A 21,798-nucleotide genomic window follows, 5' to 3' on the forward strand; every position below is an offset into this window, starting at 1 on the left:
GTGGTTCTGGTTCATCGCGGCTCGGTGAGCCGGACAAAGTCCTCGAGAATTGCCGTGACCAGATCGCGATGCCTTGTATCCTCCGGCGGCAGGCTCGCGGCGTACAGGTTCAGAACGTAGCGCGCCTTGGCGGCCACCTCCGGCCACGACGTCGCGGGTACCGCCAGCAGTCCGGTTTCGAGCGAGACCTGCCGTTCGCGCAGATCCCTCGCATGGGTCTCGATTTCCGCCAGCGCACGGCGGATATCGGTGGCTTTCTGGGCTGCCATACCGCGACGGCGATCGAGGTCGAGCGGTTCGTCAGCCATTGGATGCGCTCGCGTCGATACGCTGGGCGTCCGCCAGATCGACCGAGCCGATCGACACCATCTCCGTCGTCAATCCGCGCGAGCCTTGTGCCGGGACGATGATCATCGTGGCGACACGGCGGAACACCGCGAACGAGAGCCCTTCGATCGCCTCTTCGTCGGTAATGACCTCATAGGCGCCTGCGGGCAATTCACGATCGATGCCTCTGATCCGGAATGGATGCTGGAAGGTGACGACTTCACGTCGGGAGCGCATGGTCATGGGCCAGCCTTTTGCGAAACGCCTTGCGCCGGTGCGTGGCCCCGTTGGCAGCATGCGCCGCTTCGGCGGCAATAGCCAATGCTTTCTTGTTGGTTTTCCTGGTGTTCCTGGCTTTCTCGCCGAACGAGGGGCAAAGACCGCTCCTCACAGCATGCTGCGCGTTGTTGCCGCAGGGCGCCGCAAACCGCTTTGGCGCTCGCTATTCGGGTGCGATCGGCCTACGGTCGATCACCATCACTTCCGGCAAAGCAAATCCACGTCGACGTTCGGGACTGCTCCGGAAGCAGGCTCTGACCGAGTCGATGATCTCGATAAACAGAGGGAGACCGACATGTCCAAAGGCGAGCGACACGGCAACCGCGAGGTCAAGAAGCCCAAGAAGGAGAAGATCAAGGTGATCGCCGCGGCTCCCAGCCTGAAGGGCGGACAGCCGAGCTTCACGCCGGGGAAGAAGAAATAGATCGATTGAGACAAGGCCTGTAAATCAGCCCACTCAGTCAGACCTTGGCTGCCTTCGCCACGCCCCAGCCGGCGACCGCGGCCATCAGCAGCGAGATCAGCACGTTGTAGCCGGCAAGCGAGATGCCGAGGAAGCGCCACTGCACCTCGTCGCAGCGGACCACCTTCACCTTGTCGAGCTGATCCAGCAGCGAGCCGGCCTTGCCGAAATCCACCATCGGGCCGGTGCAGTCGGTCGGTCCCTGCCAAAACCCCCATTCGACCCCGGCGTGATAGGCGCCGAGCCCGGCATTGGCGAGCGCGGCGAGGCCGAGGATCACAAGGCCCGCGATCAGCACCGGACGCGCCGCGCGACGGGCGGCCGCGAGCGCCACCACGGCGCCGAGCGGGACCGCGAGGTAATAGGCATAGCGCTGCTCGAGGCAGAGCGGACAGGGCATGATCTCCAGCACCAGCTGGAAGAACCAGGCGCCGGCCAGCGTCGCCGCCGCGATCACGGCAATCGCCAGGGCCGAGGTCAGCGCCGGATTGCCGCTGGCGGAAGCATCCGACGGATGGGCGGTGGCGAGCGTCACGGCAGTCCTCCTGCGAGCATCGTTCGGCAGGGTCATGGCCCCTGCTCCATGCTCAGCCCGGGTCGTATCGCGTGAAAATACCGCTGTCGAGGCGCGGGACAATCACATCCGCGCGGGTTGACCGTGACGGGCCGCCCGCTATAGTCCGCCGCGCTTCGCGACCCTGGGCCCGTCTCGGTCTGGACCACCGCGAATGCCCCTGTGGCGGAACTGGTAGACGCGCTCGACTCAAAATCGAGTTCCGCAAGGAGTGCTGGTTCGATTCCGGCCAGGGGCACCACGCTTCGCCCTTGCGGGCTTCGCGTGGCGCAGCCGCGCCAAGACTGCAAGGGCGAAGCGTGTCCGGCGAAGCTCGAGCGACGCGAGAGCGAAGACGGACGGCCTCATTTCGGGTATGGGCCCGCGGATTCCAATATCAGTCCTTTTGAGCTGCGCCGACATACCTGCGGCCGACAGCAGCGGCGATCACCATTTCAATGCGGCCGTGCGCACCGGGGCGTCCCACAGCGCCGACGTCTCGGCATCGAGCAGGCTCACGGTCAGCGAGCAGCCGGCCATATCCAGCGAGGTGACGTAGCTGCCCACCAGCGAGCGCGCGATGCGCAAGCCGCGCTGCTCGAGCATGCGGCGCGCGGCGTTGTACATCAGATAGAGCTCGATCGTTGGTGTGCCGCCGAAGCCGTTGACCAGCAGCAGCGCCTCGGAGCCGGCGGGCGCTGCGAGATCGTCCGCAATGGCGGTCGTCATTTCCGATGCGATCGCGTCGGCCTCCGCGAGCTTGACGCGGCGACGGCCCGGCTCGCCGTGGATGCCGACGCCCATCTCCATCTCGTCCTCGCCGAGCGTGAAGGTCGGCGTGCCCGCGGCCGGGACCGTGCAGCTGGTCAGCGCCACGCCCATCGAACGCGTCCGCGCGTTGACACGCTCGCCGAGCGCCACGCAGGTCTTGAGATCGGCGCCCTTCTCGGCGGCGGCGCCGACGATCTTCTCGACGATCAATGTGCCGGCGACGCCGCGGCGGCCGATGCTGTAGGTCGATTTCTCCACCGCGACATCGTCGTCGGTCACGATGGTGGCGGTGCGGCCTTCGGCGATCTCGGCCGCCATCTCGAAGTTCATGCGGTCGCCCGCATAGTTCTTGACGATGAACAGCACGCCGGCATCGCCCGCGACTGCATGCGCGGCTTCGACGATCTGGTCCGGCGTTGGCGAGGTGAACACCTGTCCGGGACAGGCCGCATCGAGCATGCCGTAGCCGACGAAACCGGCATGCAGCGGCTCATGCCCGCTGCCGCCGCCCGAGACCAGCGCGACCTTCTTGCCGTTCAACTCGCGGCGACGCACGAATTTGCGCTCGGCGCCCAGCACGACCAGATCGGCATGCGCAGCGGCAAAGCCGTCGAGGCTTTCGCCGAGCACATTGTCGACGGCATTGATGAACTTCTTCATGGTCTCCTCCCCGCTTCGTCCAAAGCTTCGTTCCGATCAATCGGAACGAAGCTCCAGGTTGTTGTTTTGACGCGTTTTCTTCACGCGAACCGGTAGCCACTTCGCTCGAAAACGCTTTGGTTGGCGTTTTCGCCTATTTTTCCCGCATGATACCGATCAGGCGCCGCGTGAATTCCTGCAGCAGCGCGTCGAGCTCGGCATTGCGCTTGGCGCTGCCGAGATCCGGCAGATGCAATGTCAGCGTCCGCTCGTGCGAGCCTTCGCTCAGCCGGCCGACGCGGCGCGGATGCGCACGCGCATAGGCGCGCAAGAAGGCGGTCTTCGCCTGCGGCGGAAAGTGGCAGACATCGAAGATCGTGTTAAGATGCTGCACCGGGATCGGCACCGGATAGGCCGGGTTACTGATCTGGCTGACGAAGCTGCGGTTCTTGCCCATGGCATGGGCGAGGCGCAGCCGCATGCCGGACGGGCGGCTCTCCAGCACCTCCTTGAAGATGCGCTTGTAGGCCGCGACCGCGCCGGCTTCGGGCGCTTCATCGGCCGCCGTGTCAGCCAACGCTGCCTCCGCTGCTCAGCCGGTCGATGGTCTGCTTGATCTGCGCCAGCGCCGATGCGTTCACGGACAATTCGCGCAGGCCGCAGTTCAGAAGCGCGGGAACACAGCGCGGATCACCCGCCATGTCGCCGCACAGGCTGACGCCGATGCCGGCGCGGCGGCCGTGCTCGGCGGTCCGCGCGATCAGTTCGAGCACTGCGGGATGCAAGGGGTCCATCAGGGGGGCGAGAGCTCCGTTGGAACGATCGCAGGCCAGCACATATTGCGCGAGATCGTTCGAGCCGATCGAGAAGAACGACGCCTTGAAGCTCGAGACCGCCAGGGCCGCCGCCGGAACCTCGACCATGATTCCAAGCTCCGGGAGCATCGCGGCAATGCCGTCCGCCTGCAAGCGCTGCACGATGTCGGCGAACAGCTTCCGTCCCGCCTCGAGCTCGTCCGCCGACGTCACCATCGGGAACATGACCTTGAGATTTCCGCGCACCGCGGCGCGTGCCAGCGCACGGAGCTGGACGGCAAAAATCTCGGGCCGGGCCAGGCAAAGCCGCAAGCCGCGCACGCCGAGGAACGGGTTGGCTTCGCCGTCGAATGTAAAGCCGGGCACCGGCTTGTCGCCGCCGGCATCGAACGTGCGGATCGTGACCGGCCGCGCTCCGGCCCAGCGCAATACCGCGTCATAGGCCTGGAATTGGGTCTCCTCATCCGGCAGGTCGCTCCGCCCGGCGAGCAGGAATTCGGTCCGCATCAGGCCGATGCCGTCGGCATATTGCGCATCCGCATCATCGAGGTCGTCGACGCGCTGGATATTGATCAGGAGCTTGATGTGTTCGCCGCGCCACGAGGCCGTCGGCCGCCGCAGGATCGCGCGCGCGGATGCCCTGCTCTTGCGATGGCTCTCGCGCCGCTTCTCGAAGATCCGCACCTGCTCGGCGCTGGGATCGAGCTCCAGCGTCGCGCCTTCGCCGTCGAGCAGCGCCGTGACGCCGGCATTCGGAATAGCACCGAGTTGCACGACCATCGGGATGCCGCGCGCACGCGCCAGCATCGCGACGTGGCTGGTCGGACTGCCATGCAGCAACGCCAGGCCGCCGCCGCCGGACCAGTCGATCTCCAGGAAGCGCGAGGGCGGCAGGTCGTCGGCACAGACGACGCCTCCGCTCGGGATCTTCAGCGGCTCGCCTTCGTCGCCGCGCAGGATGTGGACCACGCGGTCGCGCAGGTCCGCAAGGTCCGACGAACGGGCCTGCAGATACTCATCCGCCGCCGAATTGTACTCCGCGATCTGCTCATCGAGCGTCGAGCGCCATGCGACGTCGGCCGGACGCCCCTCGCCGATCGACGCGAAGATCGCCTCGATCAGATCCTCATCCTCGAGCAACGCGACCTGGAATTCGAGGATCTGCGCGGCTTCGCCGCCGGCGCTGGCGGCAAGATCAGCGATCTGCCCGCTTGCGAGATCGATCGCCTTGCGCAAGGCGAACGCCTCCTCGACCAGCGTGCCGGCCACCCGCTCGCCGCCCGCGCCCGCATCGACGCGGACCAGCGGACCGTGGGCAAAGCCGATCGAGGCGGTCCTGCCGCGGTAAGCCGATCCTGCAGCGCCGCCCTGCATGCTAGCCCGCTCCATCCGGAAAATCGCTGGCAACCAGGTCGACCAGGGCCGCGACGGCGGCCTCGGCGTCGCTGCCGGATGCCTTGATCTCGATCGTGCTGCCGTGCGCGGCGCGCATCGCCATGATCTTGGCCACGCTCTTGGCATTGATCCACTCGGGTGCACCCGCGACCCGCACCGAGATCTGCGCCTGGAATTTCTTGGCGAGCTTGGTCAGCTTGACTGCCGGGCGCGCGTGCATGCCCACCGCATGCACCAGCCGCACATTGCCGGTGAAGATCTGTCCGTCCGCTTTATCAAGCATACTCATCATCCATCATCGCTTCGCCGACATCTCAATCGGCAGAGAGTTCCTCGGCCACGGCCTTGACCTGGGCCAGCGAGCTGCCGCCCGCCGCCTCGGTCGCCGCCATCACGGCGCCTTCGACGATCGGTGCGTTGCAGACGACAACGAGATCGCGCCGCGCAGGCTCCAGCATCTCCACCGCCATTTCGCTGTTGGTCTCGGCGCCGCCGAGATCGACCAGCACCGCGACACCCTTCGGAGACCAGGCGTCATTGATAGCGTCGATGATCAGCGGCACGCTGGTGCCCAATCCGCCGTCGGGATTGCCGCCGCAGAACGCCACCTTGACCTCACTGCCGACCATCTGCCGCACCATGTCGGCGGTTCCCTTGGCGATGTCGCTGGAGTGCGAGACGATCACGATTCCCACGGTGTCGGTCATGCCCGTGCCTCCAGGCCCGCGCACACCGCCTGCACCAGCACGCAGCTCGACCGTGCGCCGGGATCGACATGCCCGACGCTGCGCGCGCCGAGGAACGAGGCGCGTCCCTTGGTGGCCTGCATCGGCGCCGTCCGTTCGACCGCCTCGGTCGCGGTGGTGCGCACTCGCGCGATCAGATCCGGCTGGCCGGCCGCCGTCTTCAACGTCTCGAGCACGGGAACCAGCACATCCAGCATCGTCTTCTCGCCGACCTGCGAGCGGCCACGCGCGCTCACTGCGTTCACGGCGCTGCCGAACACATCGGCGAGATCCTCGGGCAGGTGCTTGTCGTGCGACAGCGCCTCGCCGGCGGCAAGAAAGAAGCTGCCATAGAGCGGCCCGGAGGCGCCGCCGACGGTCATCACCAGGGTCTTGCCGATCATCTTCAGCGCTTCGTCGAGCGGCTGCGCCGAGATCGCATCGAGCTTGCCGAGCACGGCTTCGCAACCACGCTTCATGTTTGTCCCGTGGTCGCCGTCGCCGATCGCCTGATCCAGGCTCGTCAGCTCTGGCGCACTGGCGATGACCTGCTCTGCGGCCGCCTTGACCAACGACTTGAATGTCTCTGATGGCACCGACATCTCCTCGATCCTCTCGCCCCTCTAATGACCCGCCACGGCAATGCGCTGCCCCGCGCGGTCGAAACACAACGGATGCACCAGATGCAAGTCGACCTCCTGGCCGGCCTGCAGCGGCTGATGCGGATCCGCCAGCGTCACCAGCGTTTCGCCCTTATAGTCCAGATGAACATGATTCTGCTCGCCGAGGTGCTCGACCCGATGCACCCGGCCGACCATCTGCCCGCCATTGCGCGCGGCGAGCTGAAGATGCTCGGTGCGAATGCCGACCGTCTCGGTTCCGGCCGGCACCGCGACATCGGAGAGCAGGCGAGCCGGCAGGAAGTTGATCTGAGGCGTACCGAGCCGCGAGGCGACGTAGCTGCTGGACGGGCTCTCGTAGATCTCCCGGGGCGTGCCGAGCTGAAGCAACTGGCCGTCCCTGATCACGCCGATCCGCGAGGCCATCGTCATCGCCTCGACCTGATCGTGGGTGACGTAGAGGATGGTCGCGCCGAGCTCGATCTGGATCCGCTTGAGTTCGAGGCGAAGCTCAGCACGGAGTTTTGCGTCTAGCGAGGACAGCGGCTCGTCCATCAGATAGATCGAGGGATCGCGGACCAGGGCCCGGCCGATCGCCACGCGCTGCATCTCGCCACCGGAGAGGCGGGTGGCGCGGTTGTTCAGCTTGCTTGCGATATGCAGCAGCTCCGCGGTCTGTTCGACGCGCTTGCGGATGATCGGCTCCGCGACCCGCCGCGCGGGAGAGCGCAGCGGAAACGCCAGATTGTCGTAGACCGTGAGATGCGGATACAGCGAATATTGCTGGAACACGAAGGCGATGTCCCGCGAGCCGGGCGGATCATGCGTCACGTCGCGGCCGTCGATCATGACGGAGCCCGTATCAGGGCTCTCCAGTCCGGTGATCAGCCGCAGCGTCGTGGTCTTGCCGGCGCCGCTCGGTCCGAGCAGGACCAGGAATTCGCCGTCGTTCACCGTCAGCGAAAGATCCCGGACGGCTTCGATCGCGCCGAAGCGCTTATTGACGTTGCGCAGGGTGACGTCAGCCATGGCGCACACCCTCCGCGCTCGCGGTCCGGATCGCACGGCCGCTGCCGATGTCGAACAGCGCCAGCCGCTCGGCATTGAATTCGAGACCGATGGCCTCGCCGATCTGCACCGATGCACTTGAAGGCAGCCGCGCCGCGACCCGGCCATATGCCGTGTCGACGGTGACGATCTGGGTGGTGCCGAGATATTCCGCGCCGAACACCTCGCCGCGAACGGCGCCCGCGTCGGCGAAGCGGATATGCTCCGGACGGACGCCGAGCGCCAGCGGCGCGCTGGCGCGGTCCTCGCGAATTTCTGGCACCGCAAGCCTGGTGTCGTGGAAGCTGACCGCGCGATCGCCGGATCGCAAGCCGCCCTCGAAGCGCAGGAAGTTCATCGGCGGCGAGCCGATGAAATCGGCGACGAACATGCTCGCGGGCCGGTCGTAGACCTCCTGCGGCGTACCGATCTGCTCGACACGGCCCTTGTTCATGACGGCGATCTGGTCGGCCATCGACATCGCCTCGAGCTGGTCGTGGGTGACATAGACTGTGGTCGCCTTGATGCGATCGTGCAGGTCGCGCAGCTCGCCGCACATTAGATGACGAAACTCGGCGTCGAGCGCACCCAGCGGCTCGTCCATCAGGAACGCCTTCGGACGCCGCACCATGGCACGCCCGAGCGCGACGCGCTGCCGGTCGCCGCCCGAGAGCTTCGAGGTCTTGCTCGACAGCAGATGCTCGATCCGCAACATCCGTGCGGTCTCCTGCACCCGCTCGCGGACCTCGCGCCGGCCCATGCCCTGGCACTTCAGAGGGAAGCCGATGTTCTCTCCGACATTCATGTGCGGATAGAGCGCAAACAGCTGAAACACGAAGGCGATATCGCGTGCGGCCGCACGGTGGAACGTGACGTCCTCGCCATCGAGCAGGATCTTGCCTTCGGTCGGCAGCTCGAGGCCGGCAATCATGCGCAAGGTGGTGGTCTTGCCGCAGCCGGAGGGCCCGAGCATCGCGAAGAACGTGCCATCGTCGATCGTGAAGGTCGAGCCTTCCACCGCGGTGAACTGATCGAACGACTTGCGCAGGTTTTCGATGCGGATCTGTGCCATGGCGCTATTCCGGAAAGTGGCTGACGATGACGAAGCCGACGGTGCCGGCCAGGATCGTCACGAACGAGTAGCTGTAGAGATCGATCGACCAGGGCTGCACCAGCATGACGATGCCGCCTCCGATCAGGGTCATCGCGACCGTTTCCCACGGCCCGCGACGGAACCAGCGACCTACGCCACCCCGAGTTGCGCTATTCTTGGCAACCGCAGACCCGTTCATTTGCGCACCGCTCCGAAGGTGATGCCGCGCAGCAGATGCTTGCGCAACAGCACGGTGAACATGACGATCGGTACGACGAACAGCGTGGTCGCGGCGGCAACCGCCGGCCAATCCTGTCCACCCTCGCCGATGATGAAGGGGATGAAAGGCGGCATGGTCTGCGCCTCGCCGCTGGTGAGCAGCACCGCGAAGGCGTACTCGTTCCAGGAGAAGATCAGGCAGAAGATCGCGGTCGCCGCAATTCCCGTGACGGCCTGCGGCAGCACCACCTTGCGCAGCGCCTGCAGCCGGGTATAGCCGTCGACCAGCGCCGCCTCCTCATACTCGCGCGGGATCTCGTCGATGAAACCCTTGAGCAGCCAGACCGCGAGCGAGACGTTCACCGCGGTGTAGAGCAGGATCATGCCGAGCCGCGTGTCGGTCAGATTGAGTTGCCGGTACATCAGATAGATCGGGATCGCCACCGCGACCGGCGGCATCATGCGCGTGGAGAGGATGAAGAACAGCAGATCGTCCGCCAGCGGAATGCGGAAGCGCGAGAACGCGTAGGCCGCGAGCGTGCCGAGGAAAACCGCGAGGAAGGTCGAGCCGAAGCCGATGATCAGCGAGTTGACGAAGCGCGGCACGACCTTGGACGGTCCGGCGATCACCATGTCCCGCTTGCGTACCAGCTTGTCGTACCAGGTCTCCGGCGGCGGCAGCTTGGCGATGAAATCCGGCGTCTGCCGCGTCCGCACCGTGAACAGGTTCACATAGCCTTCGAGGGTCGGCTCGAAGATCACCTTGGGCGGATAGGCGATGGCGTCGCTCTGCGACTTGAAGGCGGTGGCGACGATCCACAGCAGCGGCAGGATCGTGATCACGGCATAGAGGATGACGAGGCCGCCGGCCAACGCCTTGGTGCGCGGCGAGGCCTCGACGATGGAATGCGCGGTGGATTTGGTGGCGGCAGCGGTCATCGTTGCTTCACCTTGTTGAGCGTCTTGACGTAGATGTTGGCTGCGCCGAACACGGTCACGAACAGGATGATGGCGAGCGCCGAGGAATAGCCGGTGCGCCACTTCTCGAACGCTGCGCGCTTCAGCGAGATCGACACCAGCTCGGTGGTCGAGCCCGGCCCGCCCGAGGTCAGGAGGTTGACCATGTCGAACATCTTGAAGTTCTCGATCGCGCGGAACAGCACCGCGAGCATCAGGAACGGTACCGTCATCGGCAGCGTGATCGACCAGAACTGCCGCCATGCCGAGGCGCGATCGACTTCGGCGGCCTCATAGATGTAATCGGGGATCGAGCGCAGCCCGGCGAGGCAGATCAGCATGACGTAGGGCGCCCACATCCAGGTATCGACCAGCACGATGGTCCACGGCGCCAACGACACCTGCCCGGTCATGCTGAACGAGCTCGGCGGCACGCCGGTGAACAGACTGATCAGATAATTGAACGGCCCGATCTGCGGCTGCAGCAGGAGCGTCCAGAAATTGCCGACCACCGCCGGCGACAGCATCATCGGCAGCAGGATGATCGTGGTCCAGAAGCTGTGGCCGCGAAACTGACGGTTGATCAGGAGCGCCAGGCCGAAGCCTATGACCACCTGCAACGCCACCGACGAGATTACGAACTGCGCCGTGGTCTGCAGCCGGAACCAGACGTCCTCGTCGCTGAGGATGTCCCTGAAATTGTCGAGGCCAACGAACCGCAGCGGCAGATAGGACATGCTGAGGTTGAGGTTGGTGAAGGAGAGCCGGATCATCCAGATCAGCGGAAAGATGTTGATCGCGAGCAGCAGCGCAATCGTCGGCGCGACGAACAGCCAGGCGATGGCCCGGTCCGACAGGCCGCGGACGCGCCGGGCGGCGCGGGATTTTACAGGCTTGCTCACGCCTGGGATCGTAGCATGATCGGGTTGGAGGATCGTCGTCATCGTGTCCATCAGCTGGCCTGGGCCGGTTCGGATTCCCCGAGGCGGCCCTCGGGGAATCCTGTTCAGGTGAAGTGCAGGCGGGTGCTATTGCGAGGCGACTTCCTTGCCTTGCTCCTTGAACACCTTGGTCCAGTCCTTGACCAGGAGATCGAGCGCCTGCTGTGACGTGCCCTTGTCGGCGACGACGTAGTCATGCACCCGCTTCTGCATGTCGAGCAGCAGCTGCGCGTAGGACGGCTCGGCCCAGAAGTCCTTCACGATACCCATCGACTCCAGGAATTGCGGCGCGAACGCCGCGCTCTTCGGGAAGTCGGGCGCGTCGACCACCGCCTTGAGCGCCGAGTAACCGCCGATCTGCCACCATTTCTGCTGCACGGCGGGCTGCGCGAACCATTTGATATAGGCGAGCGCGTCGTCCTTGTGGTCGGAGGTTGCCACCACCGAGATGCCCTGCCCGCCGAGTTGCGTGAAATGCCCCTTGGGACCAGCCGGATTGACGAAGAAGCCGATCTTGTCGCCGCCGACATTCGGATCCTTGTAGAGGCCGGGGAAGAACGCGAACCAGTTCATCTGCATCGCGACCTGGCCGGACTTGAAGGCGTCGAGTCCTTCCTGCATGTAGGCGTTGGTCATGCCCGGCGCCGTGCAGCACTTGTAGAGCTCCTTGTAGAACTCGAGCCCCTTGGCGGCGTCGGCGGAATTGACGATGCCCTGCATCTGGTACGCCTTCTTCGGATTATCGTAGGCGAAGCCGTAATTGTAGAGCACGTTGGTCACGCCCATCGTGATGCCTTCCGAGCCGCGCTCGGTGAAGATGTAGGCGCCATAGACCTTCTTGCCGTCGATCTCGCGGCCCTGGAAGAACTCGCCGATCTGCTTCAGCTCGTCGTAGGTCTTCGGCGGTGCCAGATCGCGGCCGTACTTGGCCTTGAACGCGGATTGAATCTCGGGCCGCGAGAACCAGTCCTTGCGGTAGGTCCAGCCCACCGCATCGGCCATGGCCGGCAGCGCCCAGTAGTTCGGCGTGTTCTTCGGCCACTGCGAGTAGCCGACGACGGTCGCCGGGACGAAATCGTCCATCGAGATCTTCTCTTTGTCGAAGAAGTCGTTGAGCTTGACGTACCACTTGTTCTCGGCGGCGCCGCCGATCCATTGGCTGTCGCCGATGATCAGGTCGCAGAGCTTGCCGTGCGAGTTGAGCTCGTTGAGGAAGCGATCGGCATAGCTCGTCCAGGGGACGAACTCGTACTTCATCTCGATGCCGGATTGCTTGGTGAAGTCCTTGCCCAGCTCGACCAGCGCGTTGGCCGGGTCCCATGCCGCCCAGCACAGCGTGAGCTGCTTGCCTTGTGCTGCGGCTTGCCCGCCGCCGAGACCCCCAAGTGCTGCGGCAGCAACGACCGCGGACGCCACCGTACTGCGTAACCATCCCAATCTTCGCATATCCATTTCCTCCCTATCGTTGAAGCACCTAACTCGCCCGGCGCGTCCCTGCCGGATTGACGCCGAGACTTCGAAAACCGAGTTGATGAGCGATGATGGAGAGCGAGACTGAACGCGTCCAAACGCGGGGTCCGGATGGCGGGGCTCCTCCCACGCATCAGCTCGATGCGCGATGTTTATCGTTTTTGTAATACTAAACGTATTACTAAATTCACGAACCCGTCAAGCGGGTTTCTTGCGAGCTGTGAGGAATGGGCCGCTACGCTATAGCCAGCGGTAGAATCGCTGCAGTGCACCAACGCCGATAGCGGATAACACCCAGCGCTGAACTCGGCTTAGTGTTTAGTGGATCATTTTACTGAACGTTCAGCGCAACGACGAAGGCACTATCCGCGTCGCCCTACGCCAACCGAAACGAGCGATGGCCAACGCCCACACACAGCCAATCGCGAGGCCTGATCAACAAGCGTGTATTGCTTCGCGTGGCGTCGCCACGCATGGGCTGCAAGCGCAAAGCTCTCCGGCGAAGCGAAAGCGCGCGAGAGCGACGACGGAACAGTCCGGCGCTTCGCGAACTGCCTCACTGGTTCAGGATCGGCGGAATATCCTTGGCCGCCTTCGGTCCCGGCAGCGAGCTCAGATAGGCGTGGATGTCGGCGGCATCCTTGTCAGAGAGCACATCGGCGGAGAATGACGGCATGTCGTTCGGTGCCTCGCGCAGGAAGGCGATGAAGGATTCCACGGGCAGCGCAATCTGCGCCAGCGCCGGCGTCAGGTAGTTGAAGCGGCCGCCCTGCCCGGCGCGGCCATGGCATTCGAAGCAGCCGTCGGCAAGATAGAGCCGCTTGCCATTGACGGCATCGCCTGCCGGCGCGTCCTCGGCGCGCGATGCAACGACGCTGCCGAACGCGAAAGCCCCCGCGATCGCGGCGACGGCGGCAAGACGCCTCACGGAAATCTTCATCATCGCCATCTCCGCTTCACCGCTGATCCATCACGACGTCGAGCAGCGCCGGCTGGCCGCTCTTGACCATGGCGATGGCGCGCTTCAGCGCCGGCGCCAGCGCATTCGGATCGCTGATCGGTCCCTCGCCATAGACGCCGAACCCCTTGGCGACGGTCGCATAGTCGACGAGGGGATCCTTGATCGTGGTCCCGATATCGGCGTTGGTGATGCCGCGGCCATGGCGCGCGGCCATCGCCTGCAGAAACATGTATTCCTGATGATAGGCGCGGTTGTTGTGCACGATATAGAGCATCGGGATCTGATGATGCGCGGCGGTCCAGAGCGTCGACGGCACGAACATGAAGTCGCCGTCGCCGCCGATCGCAACCGTCAACCGTCCGTGCCGCTTGTTGGCGAGCGCAGCCCCGAGCGAAGCCGGCAGGGTGTAACCGACACCGCCGCCGCCGGAGCCGCCGTTCCATTGGTACGGCTTGGTGAAATTCCACAGCCGATGCGGCCATGACAGGCCGATCGAAGTGCCGACAAGCGACCAGTCCTCATCCTTGATCTGGCTGTAGAGCTCGGCGCACAGCCGCGCCGTGGTGATCGGGCTCGCGTCCCAGCCTATCGTGGCGTCAAGCTTCGCCTGCTCGACGGTGGCGAGCTTGGTTGCCGCAAGCTTCTTGCCGCGTGCGTCGAACGCGGCCTTGCGTCCCTCGTCGATCCGGCGTTTGACCTGCTCGGTCAGCGCCGGCAGGCTCGCCTCGGCGTCACCGGCGATGTCGAGATCGACCTCCTGATAGCGGCCGAGGTCCTGGTAGTTGGCCTTCATGTAAAGACCGCGGGTGCCGAGCGTGACGATCCTGGCGGTCTTCTTGTAGCGCGGCTCAGACGTCCGCACGATGCGATCATGGAAATCGCTGAGCGAGCCCCAGATGTCGTTGACCTCCAGCGCCAGGATCAGGTCGGCCTGCGACAGGATGGAGCGGCGGAACGACTGGTTCAGCGGATGGCGCGAGGGGAAATTCATCCGCCCGAAATTGTCGATCACGGCGCATTGCAGGGTTTCCGCAAGCTCCACCAGGCGCGGCATGCCGGCGGACGTGCGCGCCATCCGGTCGCACAGGATCACCGGATTGTCCGCCGCGACCAGCATCTTGGCGAGTTCGGCCAGCGCTGCGTCGTCGCCTCGCGGCGGCAGCGCCGGGGTGAATTTCGGGATGCGCAGGCGGTCGCGATTCGGAATCGGGTTTTCCTGCAGCTCCTGGTCGAGCGACAGCATGACCGGCGCCATCGGCGGCGTGGTTGATATCTTGTAGGCGCGCAGCGCCGATTCCGCGAAATGCTGCAGCGAGGCCGGCTGGTCGTCCCACTTGACGAAGTCGCGGGTCAGCGCCGCGGGGTCGATCGCCGAATGCGGCCATTCGGCGCCCGGCGCGCGCTTGTCGGCTTCCATGATGTTGCCGCCCATCACGATGACGGGGACGCGGTCGCACCACGCGTTGTACATCGCCATCGATGCATGCTGCAGGCCGACCACGCCGTGGCAGATCATGGCGAGCGGCTTGCCCTCGATCTTGGCGTAGCCCTGGCCCATATGCACCGCGATCTCTTCATGCGGACAGGTGATGATCTCGGGCTTCTTGTTGCCGCCATGATTGATGATGGCCTCATGCAGTCCGCGGAAGCTCGAGGCGCAGTTCATCGCGAGGTAATCGATGTCGAGCGTCTTGAGCACGTCGACCATGAAGTCGCCGCCGCTCGAGGTCTGATTGACCGGATCGGCCGGCGGCGGCAGCGCGTCCGCAGCCGCGAGCCTCGGGCCGGGGAGCGCCGCCTTGAGCGCTTCCTTGGGACGCTGTTCGGCAATGCCTGACATTGCGGTATTGGCGGCGGCGGGGGCAGCCAGCGCCGCCGCACCGGCGACGGTTGCACCCTTCAGGAAATTTCGGCGGCCGGGGTCGAGCGCGCCTGCGCGGCGCTTTTCGCTGCGTTTCGACATGGTGTCCTCTCCGGGAACTTAGACCAGATGCCTACGAGCTCGTTGCTTGTTGGCATCAATGTCGTCCCGAAGCTCGGCAGCCGTCAACACACAGACGCGTAAGCGTGCAGCTTTTGGCTGAGGTGCTCCGCGAAATTGGCATGGGAAGATGAAGACGCGCTTCGGCCTAAAGCGCGATGAGATTGAGTTGAATCGTCATCGCGCTTTAGCTTGTCGTTTGAGCATGATCTTTTCGGAAAACCGCTTCGCACTTTTCCGGATCATGCTCTAGCGCGCCAGCGCTGCGATCAACTCGACTTCGATCGATGCGTTGCGCGGAAGCTGCGCGACGCCAACGCTCGTCCTGGTGTGCAGTCCCCGTTCCGGACCGAACAGCTCCATGATCAGCTCCGACGCGCCGTCAGCGACTGCCGTCTGACCGCTAAAATCCGCGGCGCTGTGCACGAACACGGTGAGCTTCAGGATCTGCGTGACATTGTCGAGCGACCCCATATGCGCCTTGATCGCGGCCAATCCGCGGATCAGCGCCAGCCGTGCACCCCGCTTGGCTTCCTCCAGTGTGACATCGCGGCCAACCTGGCCGACGACATGCACCTTGTCGCCGTCGCGCGGAAGCTGACCGCTGACATAGATCGTGTCGCCATGGATCACGACCGGCGCATAGGCGCCGCCGGCCGCCGCCGACATCGGCAGCTCGATGTTGAGTTCGTTCAGCCGCTGCTCAAGATTCACGATTGCATGCCAGCGAACTGGCCCTCCTGTCCGGACGGCGGCTTCTGAGCGAAGCGGAGCTCCGTCTGCCGCCGGGCGCTTCTGTTAACCCGGTTCCGCGCGACGCGGTACCTACGAACATGCTCTCGGAGCAATTCTGCCCGTATCAGCGCTTCGTGAGGCTCTTCAGATACGCGCAGAACATGCCGGCCATGTCTGTGCCGCCAGACGGGATTTGGCTGCCATATTTTGGCCATAGCCCGTTTCTTAAAGGCCCGTGCGGGCCATGTCCCCGCCTCTGTTTTGCGTCGCCTGACCGATGCGGTCGCTTCGCAACCAAATCGCAGATCATCGCTGCGCCCCTCTCACAATCAGGATGGTCTGCCAACAACAAGAGGACTTTGTAATGCGTAAAACTCTCGCGGCTGTCGCCGTGCTTTTGGCCTTCGCTTCATCTGCTGCTGAAGCTCGCGGCCGTCATCACCATCATCGACACCATGCCCATTCCGGTCGCCCCGCTGCGTGGTGCGGGTGGTTCATGCGCACCCAAGTCGGCAGCGACCCGGGCCCGCAATACAATCTCGCGCGCTCCTGGGCGCGATACGGCAGCAATGCAGGCGGCCCTTCGGTCGGCGCGATCGTCGTCTGGCGTCACCACGTCGGCAAGATCGTGGGCCACGAGAACGGCCAGTGGATCGTCCAGAGCGGTAACGATGGACATGCCGTGCGCACGCGGCCGCGCTCATTGGCAGGCGCCATCGCGTTCCGAAACGCTTACGCTTCGTTTTAGGGAACCTCGACGCGATATACGAACCGTTCATCATCGCGATTTACGCTGAGGCGGGGTTTCGCCCTGAAGCCCTCAGACGGGCGCCGTCACCTGCGTTGACCTGGTGGCGGCGCCTTTTTTCAGGAATGCATTGGCTTGCCTCAGAAACCGAAGAAAGTCGCAGCTGCTTCCACGGCCGTTTCCTGCTGGTCGGCCGCTTATGTCAGCATCTGCAATGCCGTGACGGTTTTCGCTGTGACCGGCGGCGTTCTCGGATTCCTGCTGGCTGCCAAGCGTTACTTATGAGCATCCCGGTTCAGCGCTTTCCGAGACTCTTCAGATACGCGCAGAACATATCGGCCATAGCATCGGCGTAGCTCTCGATCTCGGCCTGGCTTCGCGGGCCCTCCGAAAAATTCTTGCCGACCGTGCTCATCGTCGTCGAGATGAGATCGCCTGCCATCGCACGCACGGCGTCCGACGCCTTCGGCAATGTCTCGCGCATGAAGACCTCGACGATACGCTCGCCCGATGCGCGCGCCTCGCGGGCTTCGGGCGCATCACGATAAAGCGGCGCGGCATCGTTCAGCGCGACGCGCACCGCCGCTTCCTCGCATTCGGAGCGGATGAAGGCGTGCACCAGCGAGCGCAACCGCTCCAATGGTGGCCGCGTGCGATCGGCGAGAATGCTGCGCAGCAGGCTGGAGTTCTGTCGCCACTCATCGCTCTGCAGCCGGAACAGGATCGACGCCTTGTTCGGAAAATACTGGTACAGCGAGCCGACGCTGACACCGGCCCGCTCGGCCACCCGTGCCGTGGTGAAACGCTGCGCGCCCTCCTTCGTCAAAACCTGAACAGCAGCATCGAGGATCGCCGCGACGAGCTCGGCCGAGCGGGCCTGTTGCGGCTGCTTTCGCGAGGAAATTGAAGAGCTTCGTCGTCCGGTCATGAACGCCCTGGGGAATGCGATTAGCGAATGCGACTAATTATTCGTATTTCTGGCGGGGCGCAAGGATGCGCCGCTTTTGACCGGAGACCGACATGACCATCCTCATTTCACCTGAGCTCGCGGGCCTGCTCGACCGCCTGTTCGCGCAAGCCTCCGCCGCGAGGGAAGAAACCCGGCGCGCGGTGGCCGACCTTTCCGACGAGGAGCAGGCGCGCCTGATGCGCAGCAGGACCGACTACCGCACGCTCTACAGCCGCTTCAACAACGTGCCGCTCGCGGTCTCGCGCGAGACCGGTGCGCTGCTCTACATGCTGGCGCGCGGCGCACGGGCGCGGAACATCGTCGAGTTCGGTACCTCGTTCGGCATCTCGACGCTGCACCTCGCCGCCGCACTGCGCGACAATGGCGGCGGCCGGCTGATCACATCCGAATTCGAGCCGTCCAAGGTGGCGCGCGCCCGGGACAATCTCGCCGCCGGCGGCCTCGACGACCTGGTCGAGATCCGCGAGGGCGATGCGCTCAAGACATTGCGCGCCGATCTGCCCGATACGATCGACCTCGTGCTGCTCGACGGCGCCAAGGCGCTCTACCCCGACATCCTCGATCTCGTGGAGCGCCGCCTGAAGCCGGGCGCCTTCGTCGTCGCCGACAATGCCGACCACAGCCCCGACTATCTGGCACGGGTGCGCTCGCCGGCGAGCGGCTATTTGTCGGTGCCGTTCGGCGAAGACGTCGAGCTGTCGATGCGGCTGGGCTGACGCCGAATGCAAGAAGCGCGCGGTTAAGCCGTCTTGATCTTGTCGATGATGGCGGACAACCGTGCGCGCTTTGCGGCGTCGTCAACATGCGCCACGGTGTCTTCGAGATCTCCCAGCACGGCATTCACCTTCCAACTGGCAGGGCCCTCGGCAATGACGGCGTCTGCAAGTTCATCTGCCTTGTCGGGCTCGCCGAGATCGAAGGCCGCGGCGAGCAGCGTCGGGCGCAGCCATTCGTCGGCGATCTGCATCCGCCTCGCCCGCTCGCACGCGGCGATCACCAGCCGCAGTGCCGATTGCGCGCGCTCCTCATCGCCTGCGCTTCCCCGCCTGCGATAGAGTCGAGGTAGATTGCTGGAGCAATAGTAGGCGTTAAGGTCGAGCTCCATACCCTGCTGATAGCAGTCGATCGCTTTCTCTAGCTCCTGCTTGCGTTCGGGAGAGCCGGCTGGTGCGGCTCTGGCGAGGCGTTTGTGGCGGCCACCCATCAAACCGAGCCGCTCCGGCGTCGGTCCCGCGAAATCAATCAATGTCTGGATCTCGGCAATGGCCTGGATGTCGTCGCCGGCCTGGGCCGCGGCAAATGCGCGATTCTCCTGCACTTCAGGCTCGTTGGAGAAGCGGTCGGGAAGCTTGCCGATGAAATCCAGCACGATGTTCCAGTCGGCGGCATCATTGACGCAGTCGCGCAGCATCAGCAACAAAGCGAGCGCCTTTGCATAAGTGGCGGGCGAATTTCCCTCGGTCGCGATCAGCGCTTGGGCCCGTGCCATGCGCTGATCCGTGGGCGCCGCGCGCACCGCGCGTATCTTGGTCTGAAACGCGGCTTGCTCGGCGAGCTGGCTCCGCATCGTCATCGCCTTGCGCGGATCGACCTTGTCCGGATAGCCCGGAATCGACTGGTGCATCGGCGAAATCCCGTCAGCAAGCGCCTTGATGGGCTCCTTGATCGCGGCCTGGATGGCGGCGGCGGTCGCTTCGGTGATCTCGCCTTCGGGCAGCGGATAACGGACGGTTCGCATCTGCACCACATCGAACAATTGCTTGGACCAGTCGGCCGCAAGCAGCACGCATCCTGTCTTCTGTGACGCGTGGCGGATACCGACCTCATAATAGACATTGCCGTTCGGAATTGTCATGTCGGCCAGGACGAGATCGGCGAAGTAGATCCGTTCCAGCATTTCACTGACGATCAATGCGCTGGTGTCCTGGTCGGCACGCACCGGCTGATAACCGAGTGCCTTGATGGCGGGTACGTAGGCGCGATCCCACAGCGCGTTGAAATCGATCTCGGCCGGACCAAACTTGGGGTCGGCCTGGGTCGGTTTGCGACCGTAAGGCATGATCATGAAACACGACGGCATTTTCGAAATCTCCTAGTCCCATAATTTTCTCGTATCCAGCCAGTAAACCCACGTCGTCTTGCGCCCCGCCTCATCCATCAGGTGCTTGGCGCCGCCGGGTCCATCGCCGCCTTCGCCGTTCCACAGGCAGACAAAGGCGAGCTTCTTGTCGCCAAACCGGGCGGCCCGCTCCAGCATCCATTGATTGTCGCGCTCGTAGGCGTTCTCGCCGGCCGGCAGCGGCCCCAGTTCGTCGGGCATGACGTGTAGCGTAGCCTTCGATTTCGCCGCGAAATAGCGCGCGCGCCAGTTGCCGCCGGCGAAATCGACCGAGCCGGCAAGGAACGTCGGTTCATCGAATGGAATATAGATTTCAAGCCGCATGCCCTGCGCGAGGGCGGCTTCCGCAAACAACAGGTCGCCGCCGCAGGCGCCGCCGCAAATGGCGAGATCACCTTTGGTGACACCGATCTTCGCAAGTGCGTCGGCAATCGCAGCGGCGGCCGCGGGCTCCTTGTCCGGGGGAAAGCGTGGCGTTTTTCGATCTGGCGCATCGATCATGTGACCGCTGAAGAGAACCACCGTGTTCGGTGACTTGGCGTCTTGTTCCGTGGCCATCGCGGCACCTCGACTCATGATTGGATCATTGTGTCCAGGTGACGAACTTAACTGAAGCCAAATTCCTTGTCGAAGTCGGGATCCGCGTGTCGTGACGCGCGTTGCGCGCGGCATCACGTGAGATCGAAGGCCTGTGGGAAATGTTCCGGCCTGACCTGCTCCTTCGCAGCGAGCTGTCCGATCCCGGCGAGTTCGTCCATGTTCTTCGGGTCGTCCATTGCGGCGACCTTCGCAAGCGCGTCCGGCGTCTGATCGATGCGGAGCTTCTCCTTCAGCCAAGCCGCTTCCAGCAGCACGTTGTAGCGCGCATAGGTCGCGAGTTGCGGCCCGTTCTCGCTGTCCGCTATCATATCCGTCACCGCGCGATCGATCGGCCACGGCGTCAGGCAATTGGTGAGCCATTGCAGCATGCCGTGATTGTGCCGGCTGCAATCGTCCATGAGCGATTGCAGCGAGCGCACACCCTGCTCCGCCGCCGGCATGTGGAGGATCTGCTCCGTCGGGTAGGTCGACCTGAATACGCCGGTACCCGCCGAGATCAGCAGCAGCTTGTCCTTGCCGGTATGCCAGCGAAAGCCGTGGCCGTGGAGTGCCGCGAGCATCAGGAGTTGCAGAGCCGGATCGTTGAACGGGCTCACGCCGCCGTCGACGAAGGCGCCGTTGACTGTGTGACCGTCGCGCGCCGAGATCGTGATCTCCTCCGGTTTGAAATAGGTTGGCGCCGCGGTGCTGGCGCGCACCACCTGGGTCAGCCGCAACGCGCCGTCCTGCTTGGCAAAGACCGCGTCCGGATGATTGTGCAGCGGCCAGGGACTGCCGGTATCGAGCCGCTTGGTCATGATCATCAAGCCGGTGCGGATGCGATCGCCGCCGATCACGGTGTCGGCGCCGAGCTGCGCATCGAGCGCGCGCTGCAAGGCGTCGGAATTGAATTTCGGCGCCAGCAGCCCCCGCCGCCAGAACGATTCCTGAAAGATGTCCGTGCCGATCGAGCGATAGAGCTTCTTCAGGGCGTCCACCGTCATGCCGCAGGCGAGCCCGGCCGCGATGATCGATCCCGTCGAGGTACCGCCGATCAGATCGAAATAGTCGCACAGCAGCAGGTCGTTGTTCTTGTACCGCTCGCGCAACTGCGTCTCAATCACGGCCAGATATTCGAGCGTCAGAACGCCGCGAATGCCGCCACCGTCGAGCGCCAGTATCCGCTTCGGTCCGGCTTCACGATCAAGATGCTGCTGCTTGGTCTTCGGCATAATTGCCCCCCGACTATGACTTTTGCTGATCTCGATACGGCCGACCGATCACGGCCGAAGGCTCAATTGGTCGTGCGTCCAGGCGCGAACGGCGCCAGGCCATGAAATGAAGCGATGCATTCAAATCGACACATCAGCTGAGTTTCGAAAAATTTTAGC

Annotated in this window: 25 protein-coding genes and 1 tRNA gene; 4 read left to right on the forward strand and 22 right to left on the reverse strand. The window is 64.3% G+C overall.

The annotated features are described in order from the left end of the window. Positions 1-11: 11 nt before the first annotated feature. Together JQ573_RS18805 and JQ573_RS18810 are read right to left on the reverse strand one after the other, a co-directional pair. Positions 12-308: a hypothetical protein gene (locus JQ573_RS18805; protein ID WP_212314071.1), complete on the reverse strand. Its 297-nt coding sequence runs from the start codon at positions 306-308 to the stop codon at positions 12-14. Continuing rightward, on the reverse strand, positions 301-570 hold the full coding sequence (locus JQ573_RS18810; RefSeq protein WP_212314072.1) for a hypothetical protein: 270 nt from the start codon (positions 568-570) through the stop codon (positions 301-303). The genes JQ573_RS18805 and JQ573_RS18810 overlap by 8 nt, the downstream gene beginning before the upstream one ends. Here JQ573_RS18810 and JQ573_RS18815 point away from each other — a divergent pair. Next, positions 569-1,030, forward strand: coding sequence for a hypothetical protein (locus tag JQ573_RS18815; protein ID WP_212314377.1), 462 nt, complete (start codon positions 569-571; stop codon positions 1,028-1,030). The two genes, JQ573_RS18810 and JQ573_RS18815, sit on opposite strands and share 2 nt — an antisense overlap. 37 nt (positions 1,031-1,067) lie before the next feature. Here the strand turns inward: JQ573_RS18815 and JQ573_RS18820 are convergent, their stop codons facing one another. After that, on the reverse strand, positions 1,068-1,640 hold the full coding sequence (locus JQ573_RS18820) for a disulfide bond formation protein B (protein WP_249131923.1): 573 nt from the start codon (positions 1,638-1,640) through the stop codon (positions 1,068-1,070). A 159-nt stretch (positions 1,641-1,799) separates the two neighbouring features. On the opposite strand from JQ573_RS18820, the gene JQ573_RS18825 reads away from it, so the two are divergent. Next, positions 1,800-1,884: transfer RNA gene (locus JQ573_RS18825), tRNA-Leu, on the forward strand. 185 nt (positions 1,885-2,069) lie between these two features. Here the strand turns inward: JQ573_RS18825 and dhaK are convergent. The 15 genes from dhaK to JQ573_RS18900 form a co-directional block, all read right to left on the reverse strand. After that, positions 2,070-3,053 carry a dihydroxyacetone kinase subunit DhaK gene (gene dhaK / locus JQ573_RS18830; protein ID WP_212314074.1) on the reverse strand — a complete coding sequence of 328 codons (984 nt, stop codon included), beginning with the start codon at positions 3,051-3,053 and terminating at the stop codon, positions 2,070-2,072. A 133-nt stretch (positions 3,054-3,186) separates the two neighbouring features. Continuing rightward, positions 3,187-3,609 (reverse strand): hypothetical protein, encoded by a 423-nt coding sequence (locus tag JQ573_RS18835; RefSeq protein WP_050405512.1) that lies wholly within the window; start codon positions 3,607-3,609, stop codon positions 3,187-3,189. After that, positions 3,602-5,221 carry a phosphoenolpyruvate--protein phosphotransferase gene (ptsP, locus tag JQ573_RS18840; RefSeq protein WP_212314075.1) on the reverse strand — a complete coding sequence of 540 codons (1,620 nt, stop codon included), beginning with the start codon at positions 5,219-5,221 and terminating at the stop codon, positions 3,602-3,604. Before ptsP ends, JQ573_RS18835 begins: the two co-directional genes overlap by 8 nt. Position 5,222: 1 nt before the next feature. Continuing rightward, entirely contained in the window at positions 5,223-5,525 is a 303-nt protein-coding gene (locus JQ573_RS18845) for an HPr family phosphocarrier protein (RefSeq protein WP_371821719.1), read from the reverse strand. Positions 5,526-5,556: 31 nt separating this feature from the next. After that, a complete protein-coding gene (gene dhaM, locus JQ573_RS18850; RefSeq protein WP_092118687.1) occupies positions 5,557-5,949 on the reverse strand; it encodes a dihydroxyacetone kinase phosphoryl donor subunit DhaM in 393 nt (130 codons plus the stop codon). After that, a complete protein-coding gene (dhaL, locus tag JQ573_RS18855; RefSeq protein ID WP_092118690.1) occupies positions 5,946-6,569 on the reverse strand; it encodes a dihydroxyacetone kinase subunit DhaL in 624 nt (207 codons plus the stop codon). Before dhaL ends, dhaM begins: the two co-directional genes overlap by 4 nt. Positions 6,570-6,590: 21 nt before the next feature. Then, the gene (locus JQ573_RS18860) at positions 6,591-7,616 is read right to left on the reverse strand and encodes an ABC transporter ATP-binding protein (RefSeq protein WP_212314076.1); all 1,026 of its coding nucleotides are present in this window, start codon (positions 7,614-7,616) and stop codon (positions 6,591-6,593) included. Further along, entirely contained in the window at positions 7,609-8,706 is a 1,098-nt protein-coding gene (locus JQ573_RS18865; protein ID WP_212314078.1) for an ABC transporter ATP-binding protein, read from the reverse strand. The genes JQ573_RS18860 and JQ573_RS18865 overlap by 8 nt, the downstream gene beginning before the upstream one ends. A 4-nt stretch (positions 8,707-8,710) precedes the next feature. Then, complete coding sequence (locus JQ573_RS18870) at positions 8,711-8,926, reverse strand: hypothetical protein (protein ID WP_212314080.1); 216 nt, start codon at positions 8,924-8,926, stop codon at positions 8,711-8,713. Then, positions 8,923-9,885 carry a carbohydrate ABC transporter permease gene (locus JQ573_RS18875; RefSeq protein WP_212314082.1) on the reverse strand — a complete coding sequence of 321 codons (963 nt, stop codon included), beginning with the start codon at positions 9,883-9,885 and terminating at the stop codon, positions 8,923-8,925. Before JQ573_RS18875 ends, JQ573_RS18870 begins: the two co-directional genes overlap by 4 nt. Then, the gene (locus JQ573_RS18880) at positions 9,882-10,856 is read right to left on the reverse strand and encodes a carbohydrate ABC transporter permease (RefSeq protein WP_212314084.1); all 975 of its coding nucleotides are present in this window, start codon (positions 10,854-10,856) and stop codon (positions 9,882-9,884) included. Before JQ573_RS18880 ends, JQ573_RS18875 begins: the two co-directional genes overlap by 4 nt. 75 nt (positions 10,857-10,931) lie before the next feature. Next, positions 10,932-12,290: an ABC transporter substrate-binding protein gene (locus tag JQ573_RS18885; RefSeq protein WP_212314086.1), complete on the reverse strand. Its 1,359-nt coding sequence runs from the start codon at positions 12,288-12,290 to the stop codon at positions 10,932-10,934. 580 nt (positions 12,291-12,870) lie between these two features. Further along, positions 12,871-13,257 (reverse strand): c-type cytochrome, encoded by a 387-nt coding sequence (locus JQ573_RS18890; protein WP_212314088.1) that lies wholly within the window; start codon positions 13,255-13,257, stop codon positions 12,871-12,873. A 13-nt stretch (positions 13,258-13,270) separates the two neighbouring features. Continuing rightward, the gene (locus JQ573_RS18895) at positions 13,271-15,238 is read right to left on the reverse strand and encodes a thiamine pyrophosphate-binding protein (protein WP_212314090.1); all 1,968 of its coding nucleotides are present in this window, start codon (positions 15,236-15,238) and stop codon (positions 13,271-13,273) included. 267 nt (positions 15,239-15,505) lie between these two features. Then, positions 15,506-15,970 (reverse strand): RidA family protein, encoded by a 465-nt coding sequence (locus JQ573_RS18900; protein ID WP_212314091.1) that lies wholly within the window; start codon positions 15,968-15,970, stop codon positions 15,506-15,508. A 517-nt stretch (positions 15,971-16,487) separates the two neighbouring features. On the opposite strand from JQ573_RS18900, the gene JQ573_RS18905 reads away from it, so the two are divergent. Beyond that, positions 16,488-16,739, forward strand: coding sequence for a hypothetical protein (locus JQ573_RS18905; protein WP_097673702.1), 252 nt, complete (start codon positions 16,488-16,490; stop codon positions 16,737-16,739). A 295-nt stretch (positions 16,740-17,034) separates the two neighbouring features. Here JQ573_RS18905 and JQ573_RS18910 read toward each other — a convergent pair whose 3' ends face one another. Next, complete coding sequence (locus JQ573_RS18910; protein ID WP_212314093.1) at positions 17,035-17,667, reverse strand: TetR family transcriptional regulator; 633 nt, start codon at positions 17,665-17,667, stop codon at positions 17,035-17,037. A 92-nt stretch (positions 17,668-17,759) separates the two neighbouring features. Here JQ573_RS18910 and JQ573_RS18915 point away from each other — a divergent pair, with 92 nt between their 5' ends. Continuing rightward, a complete protein-coding gene (locus JQ573_RS18915; protein ID WP_212314095.1) occupies positions 17,760-18,425 on the forward strand; it encodes an O-methyltransferase in 666 nt (221 codons plus the stop codon). A gap of 23 nt (positions 18,426-18,448) precedes the next feature. Here JQ573_RS18915 and JQ573_RS18920 read toward each other — a convergent pair whose 3' ends face one another. From JQ573_RS18920 to JQ573_RS18930, 3 genes are read right to left on the reverse strand one after another with little or no spacing between them, the layout of a single operon-like run. Next, entirely contained in the window at positions 18,449-19,789 is a 1,341-nt protein-coding gene (locus tag JQ573_RS18920) for a TRAFs-binding domain-containing protein (RefSeq protein WP_212314096.1), read from the reverse strand. 12 nt (positions 19,790-19,801) lie between these two features. After that, positions 19,802-20,500, reverse strand: coding sequence for a hypothetical protein (locus tag JQ573_RS18925; RefSeq protein WP_249131925.1), 699 nt, complete (start codon positions 20,498-20,500; stop codon positions 19,802-19,804). Continuing rightward, positions 20,500-21,639 (reverse strand): patatin-like phospholipase family protein, encoded by a 1,140-nt coding sequence (locus JQ573_RS18930; RefSeq protein WP_212314097.1) that lies wholly within the window; start codon positions 21,637-21,639, stop codon positions 20,500-20,502. Before JQ573_RS18930 ends, JQ573_RS18925 begins: the two co-directional genes overlap by 1 nt. Between the last annotated feature and the right edge of the window lie 159 nt (positions 21,640-21,798).

The organism is Bradyrhizobium sp. AUGA SZCCT0105 (genome assembly GCF_018129565.1).
In the GTDB taxonomy this organism is placed as follows: Bacteria; Pseudomonadota; Alphaproteobacteria; order Rhizobiales; family Xanthobacteraceae; genus Bradyrhizobium.